A 21,292-nucleotide genomic window follows, 5' to 3' on the forward strand; every position below is an offset into this window, starting at 1 on the left:
TCAGCGCAGTCCGGGCGCGGCGGCGGCGAGGAGCCGGGGGAGGGCCTCCTCGGCCTGCTCGGAGCGGTGGGCGCGGTCCTCGGCGCCGACCGCCGCGTGCCGGCGGTGGGCCTCCACGGAGACCGCCGTGCGCAGGGGCGTCCGTCCCCGGAACCCGTGGGGGGCGATCACGCCGAGGAGCGTGTCCGCCACCGCTGTCAGCGCCGCGTCCATGACCGGTCGCCCCTCCCGTACCGCCGTCCCCGAAGCTCCGAAGGTCCGAAGGTCCTTCGTGCCGTCAGATCATGACATTCCGGGGGCGGTTGCGTCACCGGCCCGCAGGGCGGCGAGCGCCGAGGGCAGGCGGTCCCGGGCCGCCGTCTGGGCCGCGATCCGCGCGTCGAGCACCGCGAGCCGCTCGCGGGCGATCTCCAGGCCGCGGGGGGACGGCCGCACCGACGGGAGGTCCCCGTCGAGGCAGGAGCGGAAGGCCGCCACGTCGTCGAGGGTGAGCCCGGCGTCGAGGAGGTGGCGGATGTTCGCGACGCGGACGACCGCGCCCTCCCCGTACACCCGGTAGCCGTTGGCCGCCCGGTCCGAGGCGGTGAGCCCCGCCTGCTCGTAGTGGCGCAGGGACCGCGCCGACGCGCCCGTCCTGCGGGCCAGTTCACCGATGCGCACCCGCCCAGTCGCATCACGCGACCAGCGCGCCCCCGTCGACCGGGAGCACGGTCCCGGTGAGGAAGGCGGCCTCGGGCGCGGCGAGCGCGGCGACCGCCCAGGCGACCTCCTCGGCCCGGCCGATCCGGCCGAGCGGGGTGTGCGCCGCCTGCCAGGCCCGTATCTCCCGTCGCTGTTCCGGCGTCAGGCCCATGTGGTCGGCGATCGGCGTCTCGATCGCGCCGGGGGCGACCGCCACCACCCGGATCCCGGCGGGCGCGAGTTCGACCGCCCAGCAGCGGGTCAGGGTCTCCAGGGCGCTCTTGGTCGCCGGGTAGACCGAACTGCTCGGCCAGCCCCGCTGCCCGATCGCCGTCGTCACGTTCACGACCACGCTCCGGGAGGTGCGGAGCGCGGGGACGGCGGCCTGGGCGAGGAGCACGGGCGCGATCAGGTTCGTCTCCAGGAGGGGTGCGATCCGGGCCCGGTCGAGGGTGCCGAGGGGGCCGCCGCCGGCGAGCACGGCCCCGACGAGCTCCTCGGGCACGCCCTCGGCGGTGATGTCGGCCGGGTGGGGGTGGATCGCGACGGGGTCCTCGGCGGCGGTCTCCCGCAGGGGATCGGACCGGCGGCCGACGGCGACCACGGTCGCGCCCTGCCGGGCGAAGGCCCGCGCGGTGGCCCGGCCGATGCCGGTGCCCGCCCCGGTGACGAGGACGACCCGGGGGGAGGCGGTGGTGTCGGAAACAGTGACTGCGGTGGCTGTGCTGCTCATGAATCCGATGGTGGAACCGTGACGCCAGTGGCAAGGTCAAGCCCATGACCCACGACGGCCGTTCCCTCCCGCCCCCCGAGCTGTGGGCCGCCCTGCCGTGGACGGTACGGGAGCGGGTCGACGCCCATGTCGTGCGGCGGGCCCGCCTCCTGGCGGTCCGGGAGGTGCTGGAGGCCGGGCTGTGTCCGCGCCCCGGGCTGTACGCGTGCCTCGACCTCGTCCACGTACGGGGGGAGATCCTGGCCGACCGGCTCGTGCCGCCGCCGCTCCGGGATGCGGAGACGCTCACCGCGCATGCGGAGGGGCTGGGATGGCCGGTCCTCGCCCTGGAGCTGGAGTGGGACGAGGACAGCTGGGGCCGGATCCTGGTCCTGGACGCCCTGGGCGGGGCGGGGGAGCGGGCGGCGCTCGCCCAGTGGCAGGAAGTGGCGTGGGAGGAGCCGCTCGCGGTCGCGGCGGCCGTCGCCGGGCGCCTCGGGGCGGAGCTGCGCGGGCCTGAGGAGGACGGCCCGGCCCGGCCGTGAGCGGCCGGCGCAGGGCAGAATGGGCGGGATGCGATACGAGGCGATCACCTGGGGCCGGATGGCCGGACGGCTGGCGAAGCACGTGGACGGGCTCGTGCCCGGCGACGGCGGCGACCGGCTGAGGATCGTCCTCGACGGCGCCCCGGCCGCCCGGGCCGAGGAGCTGGCCGAGCTGCTCGCGGAGCAGCTCCGGGACCGCGGTCGCCCCGTGCGGGTCGTCGACACCGGCGGCTTCCTGCGGCCCGCGTCGCTGCGGTACGAGCACGGCAGGCGGGACCCCGACTCCTACTACGACGGCTGGACCGACACCGGCGCCCTGTGGCGGGAGGTGTTCACCCCGCTGGAGCCCGGGGGCGACGGGCGGATCCTGCCCGACCTGTGGGACCCGGTGAAGGACCGCGCGACCCGCACCCCCTATGTGACGCTGCCGCCCGGCGGCGTGCTGGTGGTGCACGGGCCGTTCCTCCTCGGGCACTGGTTCCCCTTCGACCTGACCGTCCATCTGCGGCTCTCGCCGGCCGCCCTCGCCCGGCGCGCCGAGGAGAGCTGGACCCTGCCCGCCTTCGCCCGGTACGAGACGGAGACCGACCCGGCCGGGACCGCCGACGTCGTCGTCCGGGCCGACGATCCGCGGCATCCGGCCTGGACCGGGCTCGGGGGGCTCGGCTCAGACTGACGGCGGCCGGCCGCCCACCCGCGTCACCGCCTCGGCGCCCGCCGCGCACCCCGCTCCGGCCGCCCGCGCCGGGTCCGCGCCGGCGAGCCGCGCGGCGAGGAAGGCGCCGGTGAAGGCGTCGCCCGCGCCCGTCGAGTCCACCCGCAGCTCCGGTGCCACGGGAGGGGCCGGCACCCGCGCGGTGACCGCCCCGGCCTCGGCCACCAGGGCGCCGGCCGCGCCCAGCGTCACCACCACCAGCGGCACCCGCCGGCTCAGTTCCCCGGCCGCCGTCTCCGCGTCCGGCGCGCCGGTGAGCAGCCGGGCCTCGTCCGCGTTGGGCAGCAGCAGGGACACGCCCGCCACGGCGCGGAGGAACCGCTCCGGTCCCAGCCGGGCCAGGAAGCCCGCCGAGGCCGGGTCGACGCTCACCGGGACCCCGGCGGCCCGGGCGTCCCGCAGGGCGAGGAGCGCCGCCGCCCGGCTCGACGGGGCGAAGAACAGATAGCCGGAGAGATGGAGCGCCGCCACACCGTCCAGCAGTCCGGCCGACCAGTCGGCGGGGCACAGGCGCAGCACGGCGCCGCCGTCGGTCAGGAAGGTGCGCTCCGCCGCCGCGTCCACCAGGGCTATCACGGTGCCCGTCGGGGCGTCGGGGTCGGTCACGAGCAGGGGGCGGACGCCCGCGGCCGTCAGGGCCCGCTCGTGCCAGCCGGCCGACTCGGCGCCCACCCGGCCGAGCATCCGCACGTCCCCGTGGCCCGAACGGGCCGCCCAGCAGGCCGCGTTGGCCCCCGCGCCGCCGGGCAGGGTGCGGATCGCGGCCGCCGTGTCCGTCGCCGGCGCGAGCGGGGCGCGGTGGCGGGCCACCACGTCCGTGACGACGTCCCCGACGACCAGCAGCGCTCCGGTCCGGCTCATCCGCCCGGCTCCCCGTCCCCCCGCCCCGGCCGGGTCACCGCGCGCCCTCGGCGTACGCCCCCGCGATCCGCGCCGCGAGCCGGACGTTGCCCCGCACCGCCGCCAGGTTGGCCTCCAGGGAGGCGCCGTCCGTGTGCGTGGTCAGGTACTCCAGGAGGAAGGGCGTCACCGCCTGTCCGGTGATCCCCTTCTCCCCGAGCTCGGCGAGGCCGCGTGCCAGCACCCGGTCGTGCAGCGCCGGGTCCAGCTGCTCCGCCTCCGGCACCGGATGGGCCACGACCAGGGCCGACCAGGGGCGCCCGAGGGCCTCCCGGGCCCGTATGACCGCGGCGACCTCGGCCGGGCTGTGGAGCGTCCAGTCGACGGGCTCCCCGGAGGAGGAGAGGTAGAAGCCGGGGAAGGTCGCCGTGCCGTACCCGGCGACCGTCACGCCCAGGGTCTCCAGGCGCTGGAGCGTCGCCGGGACGTCGAGGATGGACTTCACGCCCGAGCAGACCACGGTGACGCCGACATCGGCGAGCAGCCGCAGGTCGGCGGACTCGTCCTGGGTCTCGCGCCATTCGCGGTGGACCCCGCCGAGGCCTCCGGTGGCGAAGACCCGGATGCCCGCCGCGTCGGCGAGCCGTGCCGTCGCCGAGACCGTGGTCGCCCCGGTGGCGCCGGTGGCGAGCGCCGGGGCCAGGTCCCGGTGGCCGAGCTTGCGCACCGACGGGTCCTCGGCGATCCGGGTCAGGCCCGCCGGGTCGAGGCCGATCCGGGCGACCCCGTCGACGACGGCGATCGTGGCGGGTACGGCGCCGAGGGAGCGGACCGACTCCTCCAGCTCCACGGCCACGGCCAGATTCCGCGGGCGCGGCAGGCCGTGCGCGATGATCGTCGATTCGAGGGCGACGACGGGCCGGCCCTCGCGGAGCGCCTGCCGTACCTCTTCGGACACCAGTGTGGTCGTGGTCATGGTCCATTTCTGGCGCGACCACCCACCCCGCAAACACCCCTGGCGATCCCCCGCCACCCCCCTTTCGCACGGGGGTGCGAGTGGGGTACGGATTCGGTTTCCGGTCGTCCGGCGGCGGGGGCCGCTCCGCGCCCGACCCCGCCGCAGCGGCGGGCAAGGGGCCGCTGCGGAATCCGTCGTCCTCGACGGGGAGGGCAACGTGCCTGGTCAGGGCGGTGAACGGAGGGATTCGTTCCGTCGGTCCCGACGTCACCCGCCGCTCCAGGACCCGGCTACAGTCACCGGCCATGACGACTCACGACCTCCCCTCCTTCGCCGTCCACATCCCCGACGCGGAGCTCGAAGCCGACCCGCTCGACCCCGGTCAGATCGTGTCCGGCACCCCCGAGGTGTCCGGCAAGGTGCTGTGGGAGTCCGCCGACGGGAAGCAGCTGCGCGGCATCTGGCAGATCACCCCCGGCGTCGTGACCGACACCGAGGCCAACGAGCTCTTCGTCGTCGTCAGCGGCCGGGCCACCGTCGCCGTCGAGGGCGGCGCCACGCTGGAGATCGGGCCCGGCGACGCCTGCGTGCTGCGCGAGGGCGACCGGACCACCTGGACCGTCCACGAGACCCTGCGCAAGGCGTACCACATCACCCTGCCCTGACCCCCGGGCCGGCGGCTCAGGCCCTGCGGAGCACGCCCCGCAGGGCCAGGGCGGCCATCGGCAGCAGCAGGCAGGCGGCGACCGCGTTGAGCGCCCCGTACCCCGCCTGGGAGACGATCACTCCGGCCAGCAGACCTCCGATGCCCGCCGCCGCGTTCATCACCGTGTCCGACAGGCCCTGGACGGCGGCGCGCGCCGCCTGCGGCACCGAGTCCGTCAGCAGCGCCGAGCCCGAGACCAGACCGGCCGACCAGCCCAGTCCCAGGACGAACAGCCCGGCCGTGACCCGGGCGTGGCTCGCCCCCGCGGTCCCCGCGAGCAGCGCCGCGATGCCCAGCAGCGCGACCGCGAGGCCGATCACCGCGAGCCGGCCGAGCCGGTCCGCGAGCCAGCCCATCACGGGCGAGAAGGCGTACATGCCCGCGATGTGCACGCTGATCACGAGCCCGATCAGCTCGATGCCCGCTCCGTGGTGGGTGAGCGCCACCGGCGTCATCGACATGATCGACACCATCACGGCGTGCGAGGCGGCCACCGTGACCAGGGCGATCCGTGCCTGCGGCGACTCCCGGACCGCCCGCAGCCCGGCCCGCAGCGACCGGTTCTCCGGCCGGTCCGCCGCCCCGTCCCCCTCCTCCGCGGCGGCCAGCGCCCGCGCCGTCAGCAGCGGATCGGGCCGCAGCAGCAGGGCCACCACCAGCGCCGAGACGACGAACACCCCCGCGGCCCACAGGAACGGGCCCGCCGCCACGGGTATCCCGAGGCCGGAGACGCTCCGTCCGGCCGGCGCCGCGATGTTCGGGCCGAGGACCGCGCCGATCGTGGTCGCCCACACGACCGTCGAGATGGCCCGCGCCCGCCGGTCCGGCCGCGCCAGGTCGGCCGCGGCGAACCGGGCCGCGAGATTGGCCGAGGAGCCCGCCCCGAAGCCCACCAGTCCCACCAGCAGCACCGGGAAACTGCCCAGGACCGCGCCGAGCACCGCGACCCCCGCCCCGAGCGCCCCCAGCAGATAGGCGAGCACCAGACCGGCCCGCCGGCCGCGCCGTGCCATCAGCGCCGCCAGCGGCATCGCGAGCAGCGCGGGTCCGGCGACCGTCGCCGTCGAGGCGAGCCCGGCCAGCGCGTCCGTACCGCTCACCTCGGTGGCCAGGACGGCGGCGAGCGCGACTCCGATGGCGATGCCGAGACCGCCGAGGATCTGGGTGGTGACGAGCACGGCCTGGACCCGCCGGCGCAGCTGCGGCAGGGCGGCCGGGACGACCGTGGCGGTCGTCCTTCCGGACAGGGCGGTGTCAGGGGCGTCGGGCGTTTCGGTCACTACCGGAGTGTGTCAGCACACCCGTCCGATGGGAACGCCCGGGGAGGCCGTCCGCCCCGGCCCCCGAGGCCGGCCGGCAGTACCTGCACCTGCTTCACCGGCCCCACGCGCCTCGGAAGCCGCCCGGCCCCGGCCTCGTCCGCCCGGCCCCACGCGTCCGCCCGGCCCCGCCCTCGCCCGCCCGGCCCCGCCCTCGTCCGTCAGAACAGCGGTTCCGGCAGGACCCCCTCCAGCGCCAGCAGCCGCCGCTTCGTCTCCAGGCCCCCGCCGAAGCCCCCCAGGCCGCCGTCGCTCTCCACCACGCGGTGGCACGGCACCACCACCGGCAGCGGATTGGCACCCATCGCCGCGCCCACCGCCTGCGCCGCCCCCGGCTGCCCGACCCGCCGCGCCAGCTCGCCGTACCCCACCACCGTCCCGTACGGGACGCCGGTGGCCAGCTCGCGCAGCACCTGACGGTTGAAGCCGGTCGTCAGCGACCAGTCCAGCGGCAGGTCGAAGGCGTGGAGCGCGCCCGCGAAGTACCGCTCCAGCTGCCGCAGCGGCTCGGCGAGCAGCCCCGTGGAGCGCCCGACGGCCTCGGCGCCCAGCTGCCCGGCGAGCCGCTCGGGCATCCGCTCCGCGCGCCCCGCGCCCGCGTGGAACTCGACCCGCACCAGCCCGCGCCCGGTGGCCGCCAGGAAGAGCGGGCCGATGCCGCTCGCCACGACCGCCCATTCGACGGTCACGCCCCGGGGCCCGTCCTCGATGTCCATGCCCTCACCGTACGACCCGGCGCCGACACCCCGGACCGGCGCGGAACCGCCGACCCGCCGCACCGGCGTCCTCCGGCCAGAACGGCCGTTCGGCGGCGATCCGGCGGCGCGACGCCCCCCGGAGATCACGGACCGGTCTCGCTCCGGTCTCGCGACCGGAAAATCCCCGGTCAGGTGCCCGCGGGGCCCGCCACGGGCCATAATCTCGCCCCGGTAGTACTACCCAGCGGTACCGACTGTTTTCGGACGTGATGCGCCAGGGGTGGGAGGGCACACGCTCATGCAGGGCACGGTCGACGGATTCAGCTACGGGCTCGTCACGCCTGTGGCGGCCTTTCTCATGGCCTGCCTCGGCGGTGCCCTGGGACTGAGATGCACGACCCGCTCGCTGCGCCACCGGGACTCCTTCAAGGCGGGCTGGCTCGCGCTCGGCTCCACCTCCATAGGCACCGGCATCTGGACCATGCACTTCATCGCCATGATGGGCTTCTCGGTCCAGCAGGCGCCGATCGATTACGACCGGCCGATCACCTTCGCCAGCCTGGCCGTCGCCGTCGTCATGGTGGGCATCGGCATCTTCATCGTCGGCTACCGCGGAGCGACCGCGCTGACCCTGGTCACCGGCGGCACCATCACCGGCCTCGGCGTCGCCACCATGCACTACCTCGGCATGGCCGGGATGCGGCTGCCGGGCCGGATCGAGTACGACACCCTCACCGTCGCCCTCTCCGTGGTCATCGCCGTCGTCGCCGCCACGACCGCCCTCTGGGCGGCGGTCTCCGTCCACGGCTTCCTCGCCAGCCTGGGCGCCAGCCTCGTCATGGGCGTCGCCGTCAGCGGCATGCACTACACCGCCATGGCGGCCGTCAGCGTCCACCTGCACGCCACCCCGGCCGCCGGCACCGCGGCCTCCGCCGGCTCGCTGCTGCTGCCCATGCTGATCGGCCCCGCCGTCTTCCTCATCCTGGCCGCCGTCGTCGTCATGTTCGACCCGCTGCTCGTCATGGGCGACCCCGACTGGCAGCGGACCCCGGCCCGCTCCCCGTACCGTCCCGGCGTCCCCGCCCCCCGGCACGTGCCCAGCTACGGCGAGCCCGCGAACTGGACCGCCCGCCCGGCCGGACGCGGTTTCCGCCGCTCCGCCCCGCGCGGCGGGCACCGCTCGCAGGACTGGTGACACCGGCCGCCGCGCCCCGGCCGCGCGGCGATCGCCCCCCGACTGTCGGTGGCGGGTCGTACGGTGGTGGCATGCGGCCCGTTTCCAAGATCGAACGTTCGGTGGCGCCCTTCGAGGTCGTCTCCCCCTTCCAGCCGAGCGGCGACCAGCCGGCGGCCATCGCCGAGCTCGACCGGCGCATCCGCGCCGGGGAGAAGGACGTCGTCCTGCTCGGCGCCACCGGCACCGGCAAGTCGGCCACCACGGCCTGGATGATCGAGAAGCTCCAGCGCCCCACCCTGGTGATGGCGCCGAACAAGACCCTGGCCGCCCAGCTGGCGAACGAGTTCCGCGAGCTCCTGCCGAACAACGCCGTCGAGTACTTCGTCTCGTACTACGACTACTACCAGCCCGAGGCGTACGTCCCGCAGTCGGACACCTACATCGAGAAGGACTCCTCGATCAACGAGGAGGTCGAGCGGCTGCGCCACTCCGCGACCAACTCGCTGCTCACCCGCCGGGACGTGGTCGTGGTCGCCTCCGTCTCCTGCATCTACGGCCTCGGCACCCCGCAGGAGTACGTGGACCGCATGGTCCCGCTCAAGGTCGGCGACGAGATCGACCGCGACCAGCTGCTCCGCCGCTTCGTCGACATCCAGTACACGCGCAACGACCTCGCGTTCACCCGCGGCACCTTCCGGGTCCGCGGCGACACCATCGAGATCTTCCCCGTGTACGAGGAGCTCGCCGTCCGCATCGAGATGTTCGGCGACGAGATCGAGGCGCTCTCCACCCTGCACCCGCTGACCGGCGAGATCATCAGCGAAGACCAGCAGCTGTACGTCTTCCCCGCCAGCCACTACGTCGCCGGCCCCGAGCGCATGGAGCGGGCGGTCAACGACATCGAGCGCGAGCTCGACGGGCGGCTCAAGGAGCTGGAGAAGCAGGGCCGGATGCTGGAGGCCCAGCGGCTCCGCATGCGCACCACCTACGACATCGAGATGATGCGCCAGATCGGCTCCTGCTCCGGCATCGAGAACTACTCGATGCACTTCGACGGACGCGAGCCCGGCTCCCCGCCCAACACCCTCCTCGACTACTTCCCCGAGGACTTCCTCCTCGTCATCGACGAGTCGCACGTCACCGTGCCCCAGATCGGCGCCATGTACGAGGGCGACGCCTCCCGCAAGCGGACCCTGGTCGACCACGGCTTCCGGCTCCCCTCCGCCCTCGACAACCGCCCGCTGAAGTGGGAGGAGTTCCAGAAGCGGATCGGCCAGACCGTCTACCTCTCCGCCACCCCGGGCACCTACGAGCTGTCCCGCTCGGACGGCTTCGTCGAGCAGATCATCCGCCCCACCGGCCTCGTCGACCCCGAGGTCGTCGTCAAGCCCACCGAGGGCCAGATCGACGACCTGGTCCACGAGATCCGGGTGCGCACCGAGCGGGACGAGCGGGTCCTCGTCACCACCCTCACCAAGAAGATGGCCGAGGACCTCACCGACTACTTCCTGGAGCTCGGCATCCAGGTCCGCTACCTCCACAGCGACGTCGACACCCTGCGCCGCATCGAGCTGCTGCGCGAGCTGCGCTCCGGCGAGTACGACGTCCTCGTGGGCATCAACCTCCTCCGCGAGGGACTCGACCTCCCCGAGGTCTCGCTCGTCGCCATCCTCGACGCCGACAAGCAGGGCTTCCTGCGCTCCGGGACCTCCCTCATCCAGACGATCGGCCGCGCCGCGCGGAACGTGTCGGGCCAGGTCCACATGTACGCCGACACCGTCACCCCCGCCATGGCGCAGGCGATCGACGAGACCAACCGGCGCCGCGAGAAGCAGGTCGCCTACAACAAGGAGCACGGGATCGACCCCCAGCCGCTCCGCAAGAAGATCAACGACATCGTCGCCACCATCGCGCGCGAGGAGGTCGACACCGAGCAGCTGCTGGGCACCGGTTACCGGCAGGGCAAGGACGGCAAGGGCGCCAAGTCCCCGGTGCCCTCGCTCGCCGCGCACGCCCCGAAGGCGGGCAAGGGCGCCAAGGGCGGCTCGACGCTGGAGCTGGGCGACCGGCCCGCCACCGAACTGGCCGCGGTCATCGAGGAGATGACGGAGCGCATGCGCGCCGCCGCCGCCGAGCTGCAGTTCGAGGTGGCCGCCCGGCTCCGCGACGAGGTCTCCGAGCTGAAGAAGGAACTGCGCCAGATGAAGGAGGCGGGACTGGCGTGACCCGTGGCGGCCCGGTGTGTTGCAAGACCGACACAAAACCGGGCCGCACGCGGCACGTTGTCAGTGGCCCTGCGTAGGGTGCTGCCACAACGACGAGAGGGGCAGCGCGTGACGGTCAACATGACCAAGGGGCAGGCCATCAGCCTGGAGAAGCAGGGTGGCGGCAGCCTGACCCAGGTGCGGATGGGACTCGGCTGGCAGGCCGCGCCGCGCCGGGGGCTCTTCGGCTCGCGCACCCGCGAGATCGACCTGGACGCCTCCGCGGTGCTGTTCGCCGAGAAGCAGCCGGTGGACGTGGTCTTCTTCCGTCACCTGGTCAGCGACGACGGCTCCGTCCGCCACACCGGGGACAACCTGGTGGGCGGCGTGGGCCAGGGCGGCGACGACGAGGCCATCCTCGTCGACCTCCAGCGGGTGCCCGTCCACATCGACCAGATCGTCTTCACGGTGAACTCCTTCACCGGCCAGACCTTCCAGGAGGTGCAGAACGCCTTCTGCCGGCTCGTCGACGAGACGAACGGCCAGGAGCTCGCGCGCTACACCCTCGACGGCGGCGGCCAGTACACCGCGCAGATCATGGCGAAGGTCCACCGGGCCGGCTCCGGCTGGCAGATGACCGCCCTGGGCAGCGCGGCCAACGGCCGCACCTTCCAGGACCTGATGCCGGCGATCCTGCCGCACCTGTAGGCGGCCCCGCGGGGCCGCCTCCACGGCCCCGCCGCCGAACCACAGCTCCCGACGGGCACGGGCCCGCCGGGAGCTGTCCCGCATGACCGACTTGAAGCGCCGAGGGGAAACAGAGTCCAGATGACGGCCGAGCTGGTCCGGGGGCAGAACCACCCCCTGCCCGACACCCGACTCGAACTCCGGGTGTCCGCCGGACACCCCGTCGTCGCCGGGGCCACCCTCGCCGACGAGCGGGGCCACGTCCCGGGCGCCGAGTGGATCGTCCACCCCGGCGCCCCCGTGCGGCCGGGCGTCGAGGTGCCCGGGCAGGCCGCGGCCGAGCACCGCATCGCCGTGGACCTCGCGGCGCTCCCGGAGACCGTGCACCGGCTCTCCCTCCTCCTCGCCCTGCCGCCGGGCGCCACGGGCCCCGCCCGCTTCGGCACCGCGGCCGCCCCCTTCGTCTCCGTCGCCGACCCGGCGGGCGCCGCCGTCGCCACGTACACCATCACCGGCCTCGACCGGGAGTCCGCCGTCGTGGCCCTGGAGCTCTACCGCCGCCAGGGAGCCTGGAAGGTCCGCGCCGTCGGCCAGGGGTACGAGGGCGGGCTCGCCGACCTCCTCGCCGACCAGGGCGCCCCGGCCGCCGCCGACCTCGCCGCCACCGTCCTGGGCGCGGTCGTGCCGCCCGCGGACCTCCCGGCGCCGTCGCCGCTGGTCCCCGAGACGAGCCCGGCCGACTCCGCCACCACCACCATCAGCTACACCCACCCGAGCCGCCGCGAGACCCCCAGGGCCGCCGCCCCCGGGCCCGCCCCGGTCGCCGCCCCCGGAGCCGTACCGCCCCCGTCGCCCGGGCCGCCGGCCGAGGGCGCCGAGTCGCGGCCGGCCCCCGTCGCCGGGGACGCCGGCGGCTGGACCATGGACGAGCGGCTCTACAACCAGGTGTGGGGCATGTTCGAGGACCTGGCCCGGAGCGTCGCCGCCTACCGCAGCGCCCGGGACTTCGCCGACCACCGCCTCGACCGCGCCATCGACCAGGTGCTCGCCGATCCGGGCGCCCGCGTCGGGGGCGCGGGCGACGCCGCCAGGGCCGCCGCCCGGGCCACCCACGAGGAGCTCATGGGGCGGGCCCAGGAGGTCCTCGACCGGGACCTCGCGCAGCTCGCCGCCGAGTCCGAGGTCGTCGAACCGGCCCTGCCCGTCGCCTACGCCCGCTGGGACAACCCGGTCTGGCACGCCTACCGGATCCCGGAGGAGCCCCCGATGGCGGTGCGCCTCGGCGACCTCCACCTCCCCGAGCGGAGCGGCCTGAGGATCCCCTTCCTCGTCCGCCTGCCGCTGGAGCGCGGGCTCTGGATCGACTCCGGGCCCGGCCGCACCTCGGCCGCCGGCCTGCTCGACGGGGCCGAGCTGCGCCGGCTCGCCCTGGACAGCGCCGTCGCGCACACCGCCCGGCTGCTCGCCGCCCACCCGGCCGGCGCCCTCACCGTCCACGTGATCGACCCGGCCGGCGGCGGTGCCGCCGCCTTCGCGCCGCTCGTCGAGACGGGCGTCCTCGCCGCCCCGCCGGCCCGCGGCGCGGCCGGGGTCACCGACGTCCTCGCCCAGCTCACCGAGCGGGTGGACCTGCTCCAGATGGCGGTGCGCGGCGACGCCGCGGAGGACCTGCCGCCCGGCTTCGACACCTCCCGCCGGCTGCTCGTCGTCCACGACTTCCCGCACGGCTTCGACGACCGGGCCGTCACCCGGCTGCGCTACCTGGCCGACGAGGGCCCCTCGGTCGGCGTCCACCTGCTGATGGTCGCGGACCGGGCGGACGCCGCCGCGTACGGACCGGTGCTCGACCCGCTGTGGCGCTCGCTGCTGCGGCTCACGCCGGTGCCCGACGACCACCTCGCCGATCCCTGGGTCGGCCACGCCTGGACGTACGAGCCGCCGACGGTCCCGCCGGGCAGCGCGGTGCTCTGGCAGGTCCTCGGGCAGGTCGCGGAGGCTCGACGCCGAGACCTGTCCTGACCTGCTCTTTTGAGCGCTCTTTACCCTTTCCTTTACCTTCTCTTGGTTCTTCGGGTAGTCTCTGGCGAGCGGAGGGGAGTACTCCCCATGCGCGGCGTACCCGTCAATACGGACGGATCAAGGACATCCGGTCCCGGGGCGTCGGCCCGGCGGTCGCGCGAGCGGCCCCGGGTGGAAGAGACCTCCGGCAGCGACGACGCTGATCAGTAGCCGTACGAAGCCGGAGGCGCAGTGGACGTTTCGATGACCATGTGGGTGCTGACCATTCTCGGTCTGTGTGCCCTGATCGCGGTCGACTTCTTCATCGGGCGCAAGCCCCATGACGTGTCGATCAAGGAAGCCGGAATCTGGACGATCGTCTGGATCGTCCTCGCCGTGCTGTTCGGGCTGGGCCTGCTCGTCTGGGGCGACAGCCAGGCGTCCGGGGAGTTCTTCGCCGGTTACATCACGGAGAAGTCCCTCAGCGTCGACAACCTCTTCGTCTTCGTCCTGATCATGGCGAAGTTCGCGGTCCCCTCCCACCTCCAGCAGCGCGTGCTGATGGTGGGCGTGCTCATCGCCCTGGTGCTGCGCGCGATCTTCATCGCCGCGGGCGCCGCGATCATCGCGAACTTCTCCTGGGTCTTCTACATCTTCGGCGCGTTCCTGATCTACACCGCCTGGAAGCTCATCCAGGAGGCGCGCGCCGGTGACGAGGAGGACGACTACGAGGAGAACCGCCTCCTCAAGTCGATCGAGAAGCGCTTCGGCGTCGCCGACCGCTACCACGGCACCAAGCTCTTCGTCCGGGTCAACGGCAAGCGGGTGATGACCCCGCTGATGGTCGTGATGCTCGCCATCGGCACCACCGACATCCTCTTCGCCCTCGACTCGATCCCGGCGATCTTCGGCCTGACCCAGGACCCGTACATCGTCTTCACCGCCAACGCCTTCGCCCTCATGGGTCTGCGCCAGCTGTACTTCCTGATCGGCGGCCTGCTCAAGAAGCTGGTCCACCTCAGCTACGGCCTGTCGGTGATCCTCGGCTTCATCGGCGTCAAGCTGGTGCTGCACGCCCTGCACGAGTCCGGGCTCCACGTCCCCGAGATCTCCATCCCCTTCTCGCTCGCCTTCATCTGCGCGGTACTGGTCATCACCACGATCACCAGCCTGATCGCCTCGAAGAAGCAGTCCGAGAAGGAGGCCGCAGCGGCCGCGGAGGCCGCGGAGCAGAGCGGCAAGGACAGCATCGGGGCCTGACCCCCCACGCACGACGGCGACGGCCGGCCCGGGCATCCCGCCCGGGCCGGCCGTCGCCGTCCGTGTGCTCCTAGGCGGCCGCCCCGGTCGCCTCCCGCGGCTTCCCCGTCTCCTCGGCGAGGCGTCCCGGCAGCGTCTCCGGCAGCAGCGCGAAGCAGACGAGGCTCACCAGCGCCACTCCCGTCAGATAGGCCGCCACGCCCCACGGCGGACCCGAACGGCCCTCGGACAGCGTGGTGGCCACGATCGGCGTCAGCGCCCCGCCGAGCACCCCCGCCAGGTTGTAGCCCACCGCCGCGCCCGTGCAGCGCACCCGGGGCTCGTACAGCTCCGGCAGGTACGCGGCGACCACCGCGAACATGGTGATGAAGGCCAGCAGCGCCCCCAGGAAGCCCAGGAACATCAGCAGCGGCCGCCCCGTGTGCAGCAGCGCCACCATCGGGAACATCCACACCGCGGCCGCCCCGCACCCCGCCAGGCAGAGCGGCCTGCGCCCCCAGCGGTCGCCGAGCAGGGCCACGAAGGGCGTCAGGGCGCCCTTCACCGCCACCGCAGCCATCACGCAGACCAGCATCACCGTGCTGCTCACCCCGAGCCGCTCGGTGCCGTAGGCCAGCGCCCAGGTGGAGACCGTGTAGAAGATCGCGTACCCCACGGCGAGGGCGCCGGCGGTCAGCAGGACGAGCCGCCAGTGGCCACGCGCCACCTCGGCGAGCGGGGCGCTCGCCCGCCGGCCGGTGGCCGACAGCTCCTCGAACTGCGGGGTCTCGGCCAGCGAGGAGCGCAGCAGCAGTCCGCCGGCGGCGAGCAGGCCCGCCGCCCAGAAGGGCACCCGCCAGCCCCAGGAGCGGAAGTCGGCGTCGCTCAGCCCCGCGGTGAGCGCCAGCATCACGCCGTTCGCCAGGAGGAAGCCGACCGCCGGGCCGATCTGCGGGAAGCTCGCCCACAGCGCCCGGCGGTGCGGCGGCGCGTGCTCGGCGGTGAGCAGCACCGCTCCGCCCCACTCACCGCCGAGGCCGAGCCCCTGGAGGAAGCGGAGCAGGAGCAGGAGGAGGGGGGCGGCGACGCCGATCGACCCGTACGTGGGGACGCAGCCGACGGCGACGGTGGCGCAGCCGGTGAGCAGCAGGGAGGCGAAGAGCACCGGCCGGCGCCCGTGCCGGTCCCCGATGTGCCCGAAGAGGACGGAGCCCAGGGGGCGGGAGAGGAAGCCGACGGCGAAGGTGCCGAAGGCGGCGAGGGTTCCGGCGAGCGGGGAGAAGGTCGGGAAGAAGAGCGGCCCGAGGACGAGGGCGGCGGCCGTCCCGTAGACGAAGAAGTCGAAGAACTCGATGGCGGTGCCGACGAGCGAGGCGGCGGCGAGCCGGGGCATCGAGGGGGGCGCGGGCCGTGCCGTCGGCGGCGACGGAGTGTGACGGGGGTGCATGAGCCGCCAACTACCCGGCCGCCGTCCGGGTTACGGGGGCGTGCGGAGGCGCCCCCGGGGTCACCGGGGGCGCTTCGGGGCCGGGCGGCTCACCAGCCGCGCTCGCGCCACTCCGGGAGGTGGGGGCGCTCGTCACCGAGCGTGGTGTCCTTGCCGTGGCCGGGGTAGACCCAGGTCTCGTCCGGCAGCACGGCGAAGAGCTTGGTCTCCACGTCGCCCAGGAGGCTCGCGAAGGCCTCCGGGTCCTGCCGGGTGTTGCCGACGCCGCCGGGGAAGAGGCAGTCGCCGGTGAAGAGGTGCGGGTGGCCGTGCGGGTCGTCGTAGACCAGCGCGATCGAGCCCGGGGTGTGGCCGACGAGGTGCCGGGCGGTGAGCTCGACCTCGCCCACGCGGAGCGTGTCGCCGTCCTCCACCGGGACGTCGGTGGCGACCGGGACGCCCTCCGCGTCGTACGCGCCCGCGTAGGTGGTGGCGCCGGTGGCCGCGACCACCTCGGCCAGGGCCTGCCAGTGGTCGCCGTGCCGGTGGGTGGTGACGACGGCGTCGATGCCGTCGTCACCGATCAGCGTGAGCAGGGTCTGCGCGTCGTTGGCCGCGTCGATCAGCAGCTGGCGGCCGGTGGCCCGGCAGCGCAGCAGGTACGCGTTGTTGTCCATCGGGCCGACCGCGACCTTGGAGATCATCAGGTCCTTCAGCTCGTGGACGTCGGCCGGACCGCCCACCCTCACCGCTCCGCTGTACGTCATGGCCTCAGACTAGCCCCGCCCGCCGACAGCGGGCCCGGGAAGACCGTCTAGAGCGGCGGGAGCTGGGGGAGCGGGCCGCCCTCGGTCTTGAGCGCCGAGCCGTCGCGGCGGCCGGCGAGCCAGCCGAGGAACTCGACGGCCGTGCCCGTGACCGCGACGCCGCCCTCGCCGGAGGTGCCGCCGGTCGTCCAGGTGCGCCCGTCGCTCGCCCGCAGGACGACCGGCGGCAGGTCCGCCAGGCCGTGGAACCGCTCGGTGAGGAAGTCGATCTCCCGCAGCACGAACTCCTCGGGGAGGTCCTCCAGCTCGTATCCGCAGCCGAGGTCGACGTGGTGCAGGGCCACCTCCACCCAGCGGCGGAAGGGGATCCGGGAGGCGCTGTCGGTGACGCCGTTGCGCAGCTCGACGGTGCGGCTCCAGTCGGCGGGCGCGGCGGCGACCTCGCGGAAGCGCGCGTCGGTCGCGCGCACGTCGGCGACGTGGGCGTCCAGGTCGCGCGGGGCGTCGCGCTCGATGTCCGCGTCGCGCGTCCCGGCGCTCGCGTACATGGGGCGGCCCTGGAGGACGTTCACCAGGGCGTCGGCGTTCCGGGCGACGTGGGCGAGGACGTGGCCGCGCGTCCAGCCGGGAAGCCGTGACGGCTCGGCGACGGACGCGTTGTCCCAGGAGGCGGCGTCGTTCAGCAACCGCTCGGTGGCTTCGCGCAGGTGGGCGAGGTCGCGTTCGTGATCGATCATGGCGCCGACCCTAGCGCCGACCACTCGTTCGGGTGAAGCAGGCGGGCGAGCCCCGGAAATCGAATGTACGTGCTATAGGCTCGGTGGAGGCGACCGCGACCGAGGAAGCATCCGGCATCCTTGGTTGTTGAGCGCTTGTCGGGTGTTTCAGGCACATCCGCTCTCCCATCCGCTCTCTCAAGAAAGGTGCGGACCGGCGTGGCCGACCGTCTCATCGTCCGTGGCGCGCGCGAGCACAACCTCAAGAACGTCTCGCTCGACCTCCCCCGTGACTCCCTCATCGTCTTCACCGGGCTCTCGGGGTCGGGCAAGTCCTCCCTCGCGTTCGACACGATCTTCGCCGAGGGGCAGCGCCGGTACGTCGAGTCGCTCTCCTCGTACGCGCGGCAGTTCCTCGGCCAGATGGACAAGCCGGACGTGGACTTCATCGAGGGTCTCTCGCCCGCCGTCTCCATCGACCAGAAGTCGACCTCGCGCAACCCGCGCTCCACGGTCGGCACCATCACCGAGGTCTACGACTACCTCCGCCTCCTCTTCGCCCGCATCGGCAAGCCGCACTGTCCCGAGTGCCGCCGGCCGATCTCCCGCCAGTCGCCCCAGGCCATCGTCGACAAGGTCCTGGAGCTCCCCGAGGGCAGCCGCTTCCAGGTGCTCTCCCCGCTCGTGCGCGAGCGCAAGGGCGAGTTCGTCGACCTCTTCGCCGACCTCCAGACCAAGGGCTACAGCCGTGCCCGGGTCGACGGGCGGACGATCCAGCTCAGCGAGCCGCCGACGCTCAAGAAGCAGGAGAAGCACACGATCGAGGTGGTCATCGACCGCCTCACCGTGAAGGACAGCGCCAAGCGCCGTCTCACCGACTCGGTCGAGACCGCCCTCGGGCTCTCCGGCGGCATGGTCGTGCTCGACTTCGTCGACCTCGCGGAGGACGACCCCGAGCGCGAGAAGATGTACTCGGAGCACCTCTACTGCCCGTACGACGACCTCTCCTTCGAGGAGCTGGAGCCCCGCTCCTTCTCCTTCAACTCGCCCTTCGGCGCCTGCCCCGACTGCACCGGCATCGGCACCCGCATGGAGGTCGACCCCGAGCTCGTCGTCCCCGACGAGGAGAAGTCCCTCGACGAGGGCGCGATCCACCCCTGGTCCCACGGCCACACCAAGGAGTACTTCGGCCGGATGATCGACGGGCTCTCCCAGGCCCTCGGCTTCCGCACCGACATCCCCTACGCGGGCCTCCCGCAGAGGGCCAAGAAGGCCCTCATGCACGGCCACAAGACCCAGATCGAGGTCCGCTACCGCAACCGGTACGGCCGCGAGCGCGCCTGGACCAGCCCCGCCTTCGAGGGGGCCGTCTCCTTCGTGAAGCGGCGCCACGGCGAGGCCGAGAGCGACTCCAGCCGGGAGCGCTTCGAGGGCTACATGCGCGAGGTGCCCTGCCCGACCTGCCACGGCACCCGCCTCAAGCCGATCGTGCTCGCGGTCACCGTGATGGACCGGTCCATCGCCGAGGTCTCCGCCATGTCCATCAGCGACTGCGCCGAGTTCCTCGCCCGCCTGACCCTCAGCGCCCGCGACAAGCAGATCGCCGAGCGGGTCCTCAAGGAGGTCAACGAGCGGCTGCGCTTCCTCGTCGACGTCGGCCTCGACTACCTCTCGCTCAACCGCGCGGCCGGCACCCTGTCCGGCGGCGAGGCGCAGCGCATCCGGCTCGCCACCCAGATCGGCTCCGGCCTCGTCGGCGTGCTCTACGTGCTCGACGAGCCGTCCATCGGCCTCCACCAGCGCGACAACCACCGCCTGATCGAGACCCTGGTCCGCCTCCGCGACATGGGCAACACGCTCATCGTCGTCGAGCACGACGAGGACACCATCAAGGTCGCCGACTGGGTCGTCGACATCGGCCCCGGCGCCGGCGAGCACGGCGGCAAGGTCGTCCACTCCGGCACCTTGAAGGAGCTCCTCGCCAACGAGGAGTCGATGACCGGGCAGTACCTCTCCGGACGCCGGGCCATCGCCACCCCGGAGCTCCGCCGCCCCCTCGACCCCGACCGGCTGCTCACCGTGCACGGCGCCCGGGAGAACAACCTGCGGGACATCGACGTCTCCTTCCCGCTGGGCGTCCTCACCGCCGTCACCGGCGTCTCGGGCTCCGGCAAGTCGACGCTGGTCAACGACATCCTCTACACCCACCTGGCGCGCGAGCTGAACGGCGCCAAGACGGTGCCCGGCCGCCACACGCGCGTGGAGGGCGACGACCTCGTCGACAAGGTCGTGCACGTCGACCAGTCGCCGATCGGCCGCACCCCGCGCTCCAACCCGGCGACGTACACCGGCGTCTTCGACCACGTCCGCAAGCTCTTCGCCGAGACGATGGAGGCGAAGGTCCGCGGCTATCTGCCCGGCCGCTTCTCCTTCAACGTCAAGGGAGGCCGCTGCGAGAACTGCTCCGGCGACGGCACCATCAAGATCGAGATGAACTTCCTCCCGGACGTCTACGTGCCGTGCGAGGTCTGCCACGGGGACCGGTACAACCGGGAGACCCTGGAGGTCCACTACAAGGGCAAGTCCATCGCCGAGGTCCTGGACATGCCGATCGAGGAGGCCCTCGGCTTCTTCGAGGCCGTCCCCACGATCGCCCGCCACCTGCGGACGCTCAACGAGGTCGGACTCGGGTACGTCCGGCTCGGCCAGTCCGCGCCGACGCTCTCCGGCGGCGAGGCGCAGCGCGTCAAGCTCGCCTCCGAGCTCCAGAAGCGGTCGACCGGCCGCACGGTCTACGTGCTGGACGAGCCGACCACCGGTCTGCACTTCGAGGACATCTCGAAGCTGATCAAGGTGCTCTCGGGCCTCGTCGACAAGGGCAACTCGGTGATCGTCATCGAGCACAACCTCGACGTCATCAAGACCGCGGACTGGATCATCGACATGGGTCCCGAGGGCGGCAGCGGCGGAGGCATGGTCGTCGCCGAGGGCACCCCCGAGGAGGTCGCCTCGGAACCGGCCAGCCACACCGGCAAGTTCCTCCGCGAGATCCTCGGCGCCGACCGGATCAGCGACGCGGGCGTGCCCGTGCCGCGCGGCACGGCGGCGAAGAAGGCGGCCGGGAAGGCCCCGGCGAAGAAGGCCCCCGCCAAGAAGGCGGCCACCGCGAAGACCGCCACCGCGAAGACGGCCGCGGCGGCCAGGACGGCGAAGGCCCCGGCCAAGAAGACGGCGGCCCGCACCCGCAAGGCGTGACGCCGTCGCCCGTGCCGTCCGGCGGCCCCCCCCGGGGCGCCCGCGGGACGGCACGGGCAGGCCCCCGCGGGCCCGGGCGCGGTCGTCACACCGCGCCCGGGCGCGGTCGTCACACCGCGCACGGGCCCGGTCGAAACCACATCAAACAGCGCGGGTATCGTCGGGGCAGACCACCGTCCCCCGCCCCCGTGGAGAACGATCATGTCCGGCCAGTCCACCCGCCGCACCGTCCTGAAGGGTGCCGCTCTCGCCGGTGCCGCCGGGCTGGGAGTCGCCGCCTGCTCCACCGAGTCCAAGCTGGGCCACGCCGGGGTGCCGACGCCCACCGCGCCCGTCGCCCTCGGCTCGCCGGACGAGGTCCCGGTCGGCGGCGCCAAGCTCTACCGCGAGCAGCGCCTCCTGGTCAGCTGCCCCGCCAAGGGCGAGTACAAGGCCTTCAGCGCCCAGTGCACCCACGCCGGCTGCGTCCTCGACAAGATCGAGGACAACGAGGGCAACTGCCCCTGCCACGGCAGCCGCTTCGACGTCACCACCGGCAAGGCCCTCAAGGGCCCCGCCACCGTCCCGCTGCCCGCCGTCGAGGTGCGCGTCGAGGACGGCACGCTGGTCGCCGGCCCGAAGGCCGCGCCCTCCGCCTGAACCGCCCCCG

Annotated in this window: 20 protein-coding genes; 10 read left to right on the plus strand and 10 right to left on the minus strand. The window is 73.7% G+C overall.

Annotation, left to right across the window (positions count from 1 at the left end):
* The 3 genes from IE287_RS20780 to IE287_RS20790 form a co-directional block, all read right to left on the minus strand.
* Window positions 1–213, minus strand: coding sequence for a hypothetical protein (locus IE287_RS20780; RefSeq protein ID WP_189850626.1), 213 nt, complete (start codon window positions 211–213; stop codon window positions 1–3).
* 69 nt (window positions 214–282) lie between these two features.
* Window positions 283–660, minus strand: coding sequence for a MerR family transcriptional regulator (locus IE287_RS20785; RefSeq protein ID WP_189850627.1), 378 nt, complete (start codon window positions 658–660; stop codon window positions 283–285).
* A 13-nt stretch (window positions 661–673) separates the two neighbouring features.
* Complete coding sequence (locus tag IE287_RS20790) at window positions 674–1,414, minus strand: SDR family NAD(P)-dependent oxidoreductase (RefSeq protein ID WP_189850628.1); 741 nt, start codon at window positions 1,412–1,414, stop codon at window positions 674–676.
* Window positions 1,415–1,458: 44 nt separating this feature from the next.
* Between IE287_RS20790 and IE287_RS20795 the strand changes: the two genes are divergently transcribed.
* Window positions 1,459–1,938 carry a hypothetical protein gene (locus IE287_RS20795; RefSeq protein WP_189850783.1) on the plus strand — a complete coding sequence of 160 codons (480 nt, stop codon included), beginning with the start codon at window positions 1,459–1,461 and terminating at the stop codon, window positions 1,936–1,938.
* A 28-nt stretch (window positions 1,939–1,966) separates the two neighbouring features.
* Window positions 1,967–2,614: a nucleoside/nucleotide kinase family protein gene (locus IE287_RS20800; protein ID WP_189850629.1), complete on the plus strand. Its 648-nt coding sequence runs from the start codon at window positions 1,967–1,969 to the stop codon at window positions 2,612–2,614.
* On the opposite strand, the gene IE287_RS20805 is transcribed toward IE287_RS20800, so the two are convergent.
* The gene (locus IE287_RS20805; RefSeq protein ID WP_189850630.1) at window positions 2,606–3,514 is read right to left on the minus strand and encodes a carbohydrate kinase family protein; all 909 of its coding nucleotides are present in this window, start codon (window positions 3,512–3,514) and stop codon (window positions 2,606–2,608) included. The two genes, IE287_RS20800 and IE287_RS20805, sit on opposite strands and share 9 nt — an antisense overlap.
* Before the next feature lie 34 nt (window positions 3,515–3,548).
* On the minus strand, window positions 3,549–4,469 hold the full coding sequence (locus IE287_RS20810) for a pseudouridine-5'-phosphate glycosidase (protein ID WP_189850631.1): 921 nt from the start codon (window positions 4,467–4,469) through the stop codon (window positions 3,549–3,551).
* Window positions 4,470–4,756: 287 nt separating this feature from the next.
* Between IE287_RS20810 and IE287_RS20815 the strand changes: the two genes are divergently transcribed.
* Window positions 4,757–5,116 carry a cupin domain-containing protein gene (locus IE287_RS20815; protein ID WP_189850632.1) on the plus strand — a complete coding sequence of 120 codons (360 nt, stop codon included), beginning with the start codon at window positions 4,757–4,759 and terminating at the stop codon, window positions 5,114–5,116.
* Between the two features lie 16 nt (window positions 5,117–5,132).
* Here the strand turns inward: IE287_RS20815 and IE287_RS20820 are convergent, their stop codons facing one another.
* Together IE287_RS20820 and IE287_RS20825 are read right to left on the minus strand one after the other, a co-directional pair.
* Entirely contained in the window at window positions 5,133–6,437 is a 1,305-nt protein-coding gene (locus tag IE287_RS20820) for an MFS transporter (RefSeq protein ID WP_189850633.1), read from the minus strand.
* Window positions 6,438–6,637: 200 nt separating this feature from the next.
* Window positions 6,638–7,192 carry a methylated-DNA--[protein]-cysteine S-methyltransferase gene (locus tag IE287_RS20825; RefSeq protein WP_189850634.1) on the minus strand — a complete coding sequence of 185 codons (555 nt, stop codon included), beginning with the start codon at window positions 7,190–7,192 and terminating at the stop codon, window positions 6,638–6,640.
* A 280-nt stretch (window positions 7,193–7,472) separates the two neighbouring features.
* Between IE287_RS20825 and IE287_RS20830 the strand changes: the two genes are divergently transcribed.
* The 5 genes from IE287_RS20830 to IE287_RS20850 all read left to right on the plus strand — a co-directional run bounded on the left by IE287_RS20830 (window position 7,473) and on the right by IE287_RS20850 (window position 14,500).
* Window positions 7,473–8,369 (plus strand): MHYT domain-containing protein, encoded by an 897-nt coding sequence (locus IE287_RS20830; RefSeq protein WP_189850635.1) that lies wholly within the window; start codon window positions 7,473–7,475, stop codon window positions 8,367–8,369.
* Between the two features lie 71 nt (window positions 8,370–8,440).
* Window positions 8,441–10,576 carry an excinuclease ABC subunit UvrB gene (gene uvrB / locus IE287_RS20835; RefSeq protein WP_189850636.1) on the plus strand — a complete coding sequence of 712 codons (2,136 nt, stop codon included), beginning with the start codon at window positions 8,441–8,443 and terminating at the stop codon, window positions 10,574–10,576.
* A 108-nt stretch (window positions 10,577–10,684) separates the two neighbouring features.
* On the plus strand, window positions 10,685–11,263 hold the full coding sequence (locus tag IE287_RS20840) for a TerD family protein (RefSeq protein ID WP_189850637.1): 579 nt from the start codon (window positions 10,685–10,687) through the stop codon (window positions 11,261–11,263).
* 120 nt (window positions 11,264–11,383) lie between these two features.
* Window positions 11,384–13,261 (plus strand): TerD family protein, encoded by a 1,878-nt coding sequence (locus IE287_RS20845; protein ID WP_189850638.1) that lies wholly within the window; start codon window positions 11,384–11,386, stop codon window positions 13,259–13,261.
* Window positions 13,262–13,492: 231 nt separating this feature from the next.
* A complete protein-coding gene (locus IE287_RS20850) occupies window positions 13,493–14,500 on the plus strand; it encodes a TerC family protein (RefSeq protein WP_189850639.1) in 1,008 nt (335 codons plus the stop codon).
* A 70-nt stretch (window positions 14,501–14,570) separates the two neighbouring features.
* On the opposite strand, the gene IE287_RS20855 is transcribed toward IE287_RS20850, so the two are convergent.
* The 3 genes from IE287_RS20855 to IE287_RS20865 form a co-directional block, all read right to left on the minus strand.
* Window positions 14,571–15,872 carry an MFS transporter gene (locus IE287_RS20855; protein ID WP_189850640.1) on the minus strand — a complete coding sequence of 434 codons (1,302 nt, stop codon included), beginning with the start codon at window positions 15,870–15,872 and terminating at the stop codon, window positions 14,571–14,573.
* A gap of 143 nt (window positions 15,873–16,015) precedes the next feature.
* Window positions 16,016–16,672, minus strand: a complete 657-nt coding sequence (locus IE287_RS20860; RefSeq protein WP_189850641.1) for an MBL fold metallo-hydrolase — start codon at window positions 16,670–16,672, stop codon at window positions 16,016–16,018.
* A gap of 47 nt (window positions 16,673–16,719) precedes the next feature.
* Window positions 16,720–17,409: a maleylpyruvate isomerase family mycothiol-dependent enzyme gene (locus IE287_RS20865; RefSeq protein ID WP_189850642.1), complete on the minus strand. Its 690-nt coding sequence runs from the start codon at window positions 17,407–17,409 to the stop codon at window positions 16,720–16,722.
* 198 nt (window positions 17,410–17,607) lie between these two features.
* On the opposite strand from IE287_RS20865, the gene uvrA reads away from it, so the two are divergent.
* Window positions 17,608–20,643: an excinuclease ABC subunit UvrA gene (uvrA, locus tag IE287_RS20870; protein ID WP_189850643.1), complete on the plus strand. Its 3,036-nt coding sequence runs from the start codon at window positions 17,608–17,610 to the stop codon at window positions 20,641–20,643.
* Window positions 20,644–20,844: 201 nt separating this feature from the next.
* Complete coding sequence (locus IE287_RS20875) at window positions 20,845–21,282, plus strand: Rieske (2Fe-2S) protein (RefSeq protein ID WP_189850644.1); 438 nt, start codon at window positions 20,845–20,847, stop codon at window positions 21,280–21,282.
* Window positions 21,283–21,292 lie beyond the last annotated feature (10 nt).

The sequence above is a fragment of the Streptomyces omiyaensis genome (assembly GCF_014650895.1).
In the GTDB taxonomy this organism is placed as follows: domain Bacteria; phylum Actinomycetota; class Actinomycetes; order Streptomycetales; family Streptomycetaceae; genus Streptomyces; species Streptomyces omiyaensis.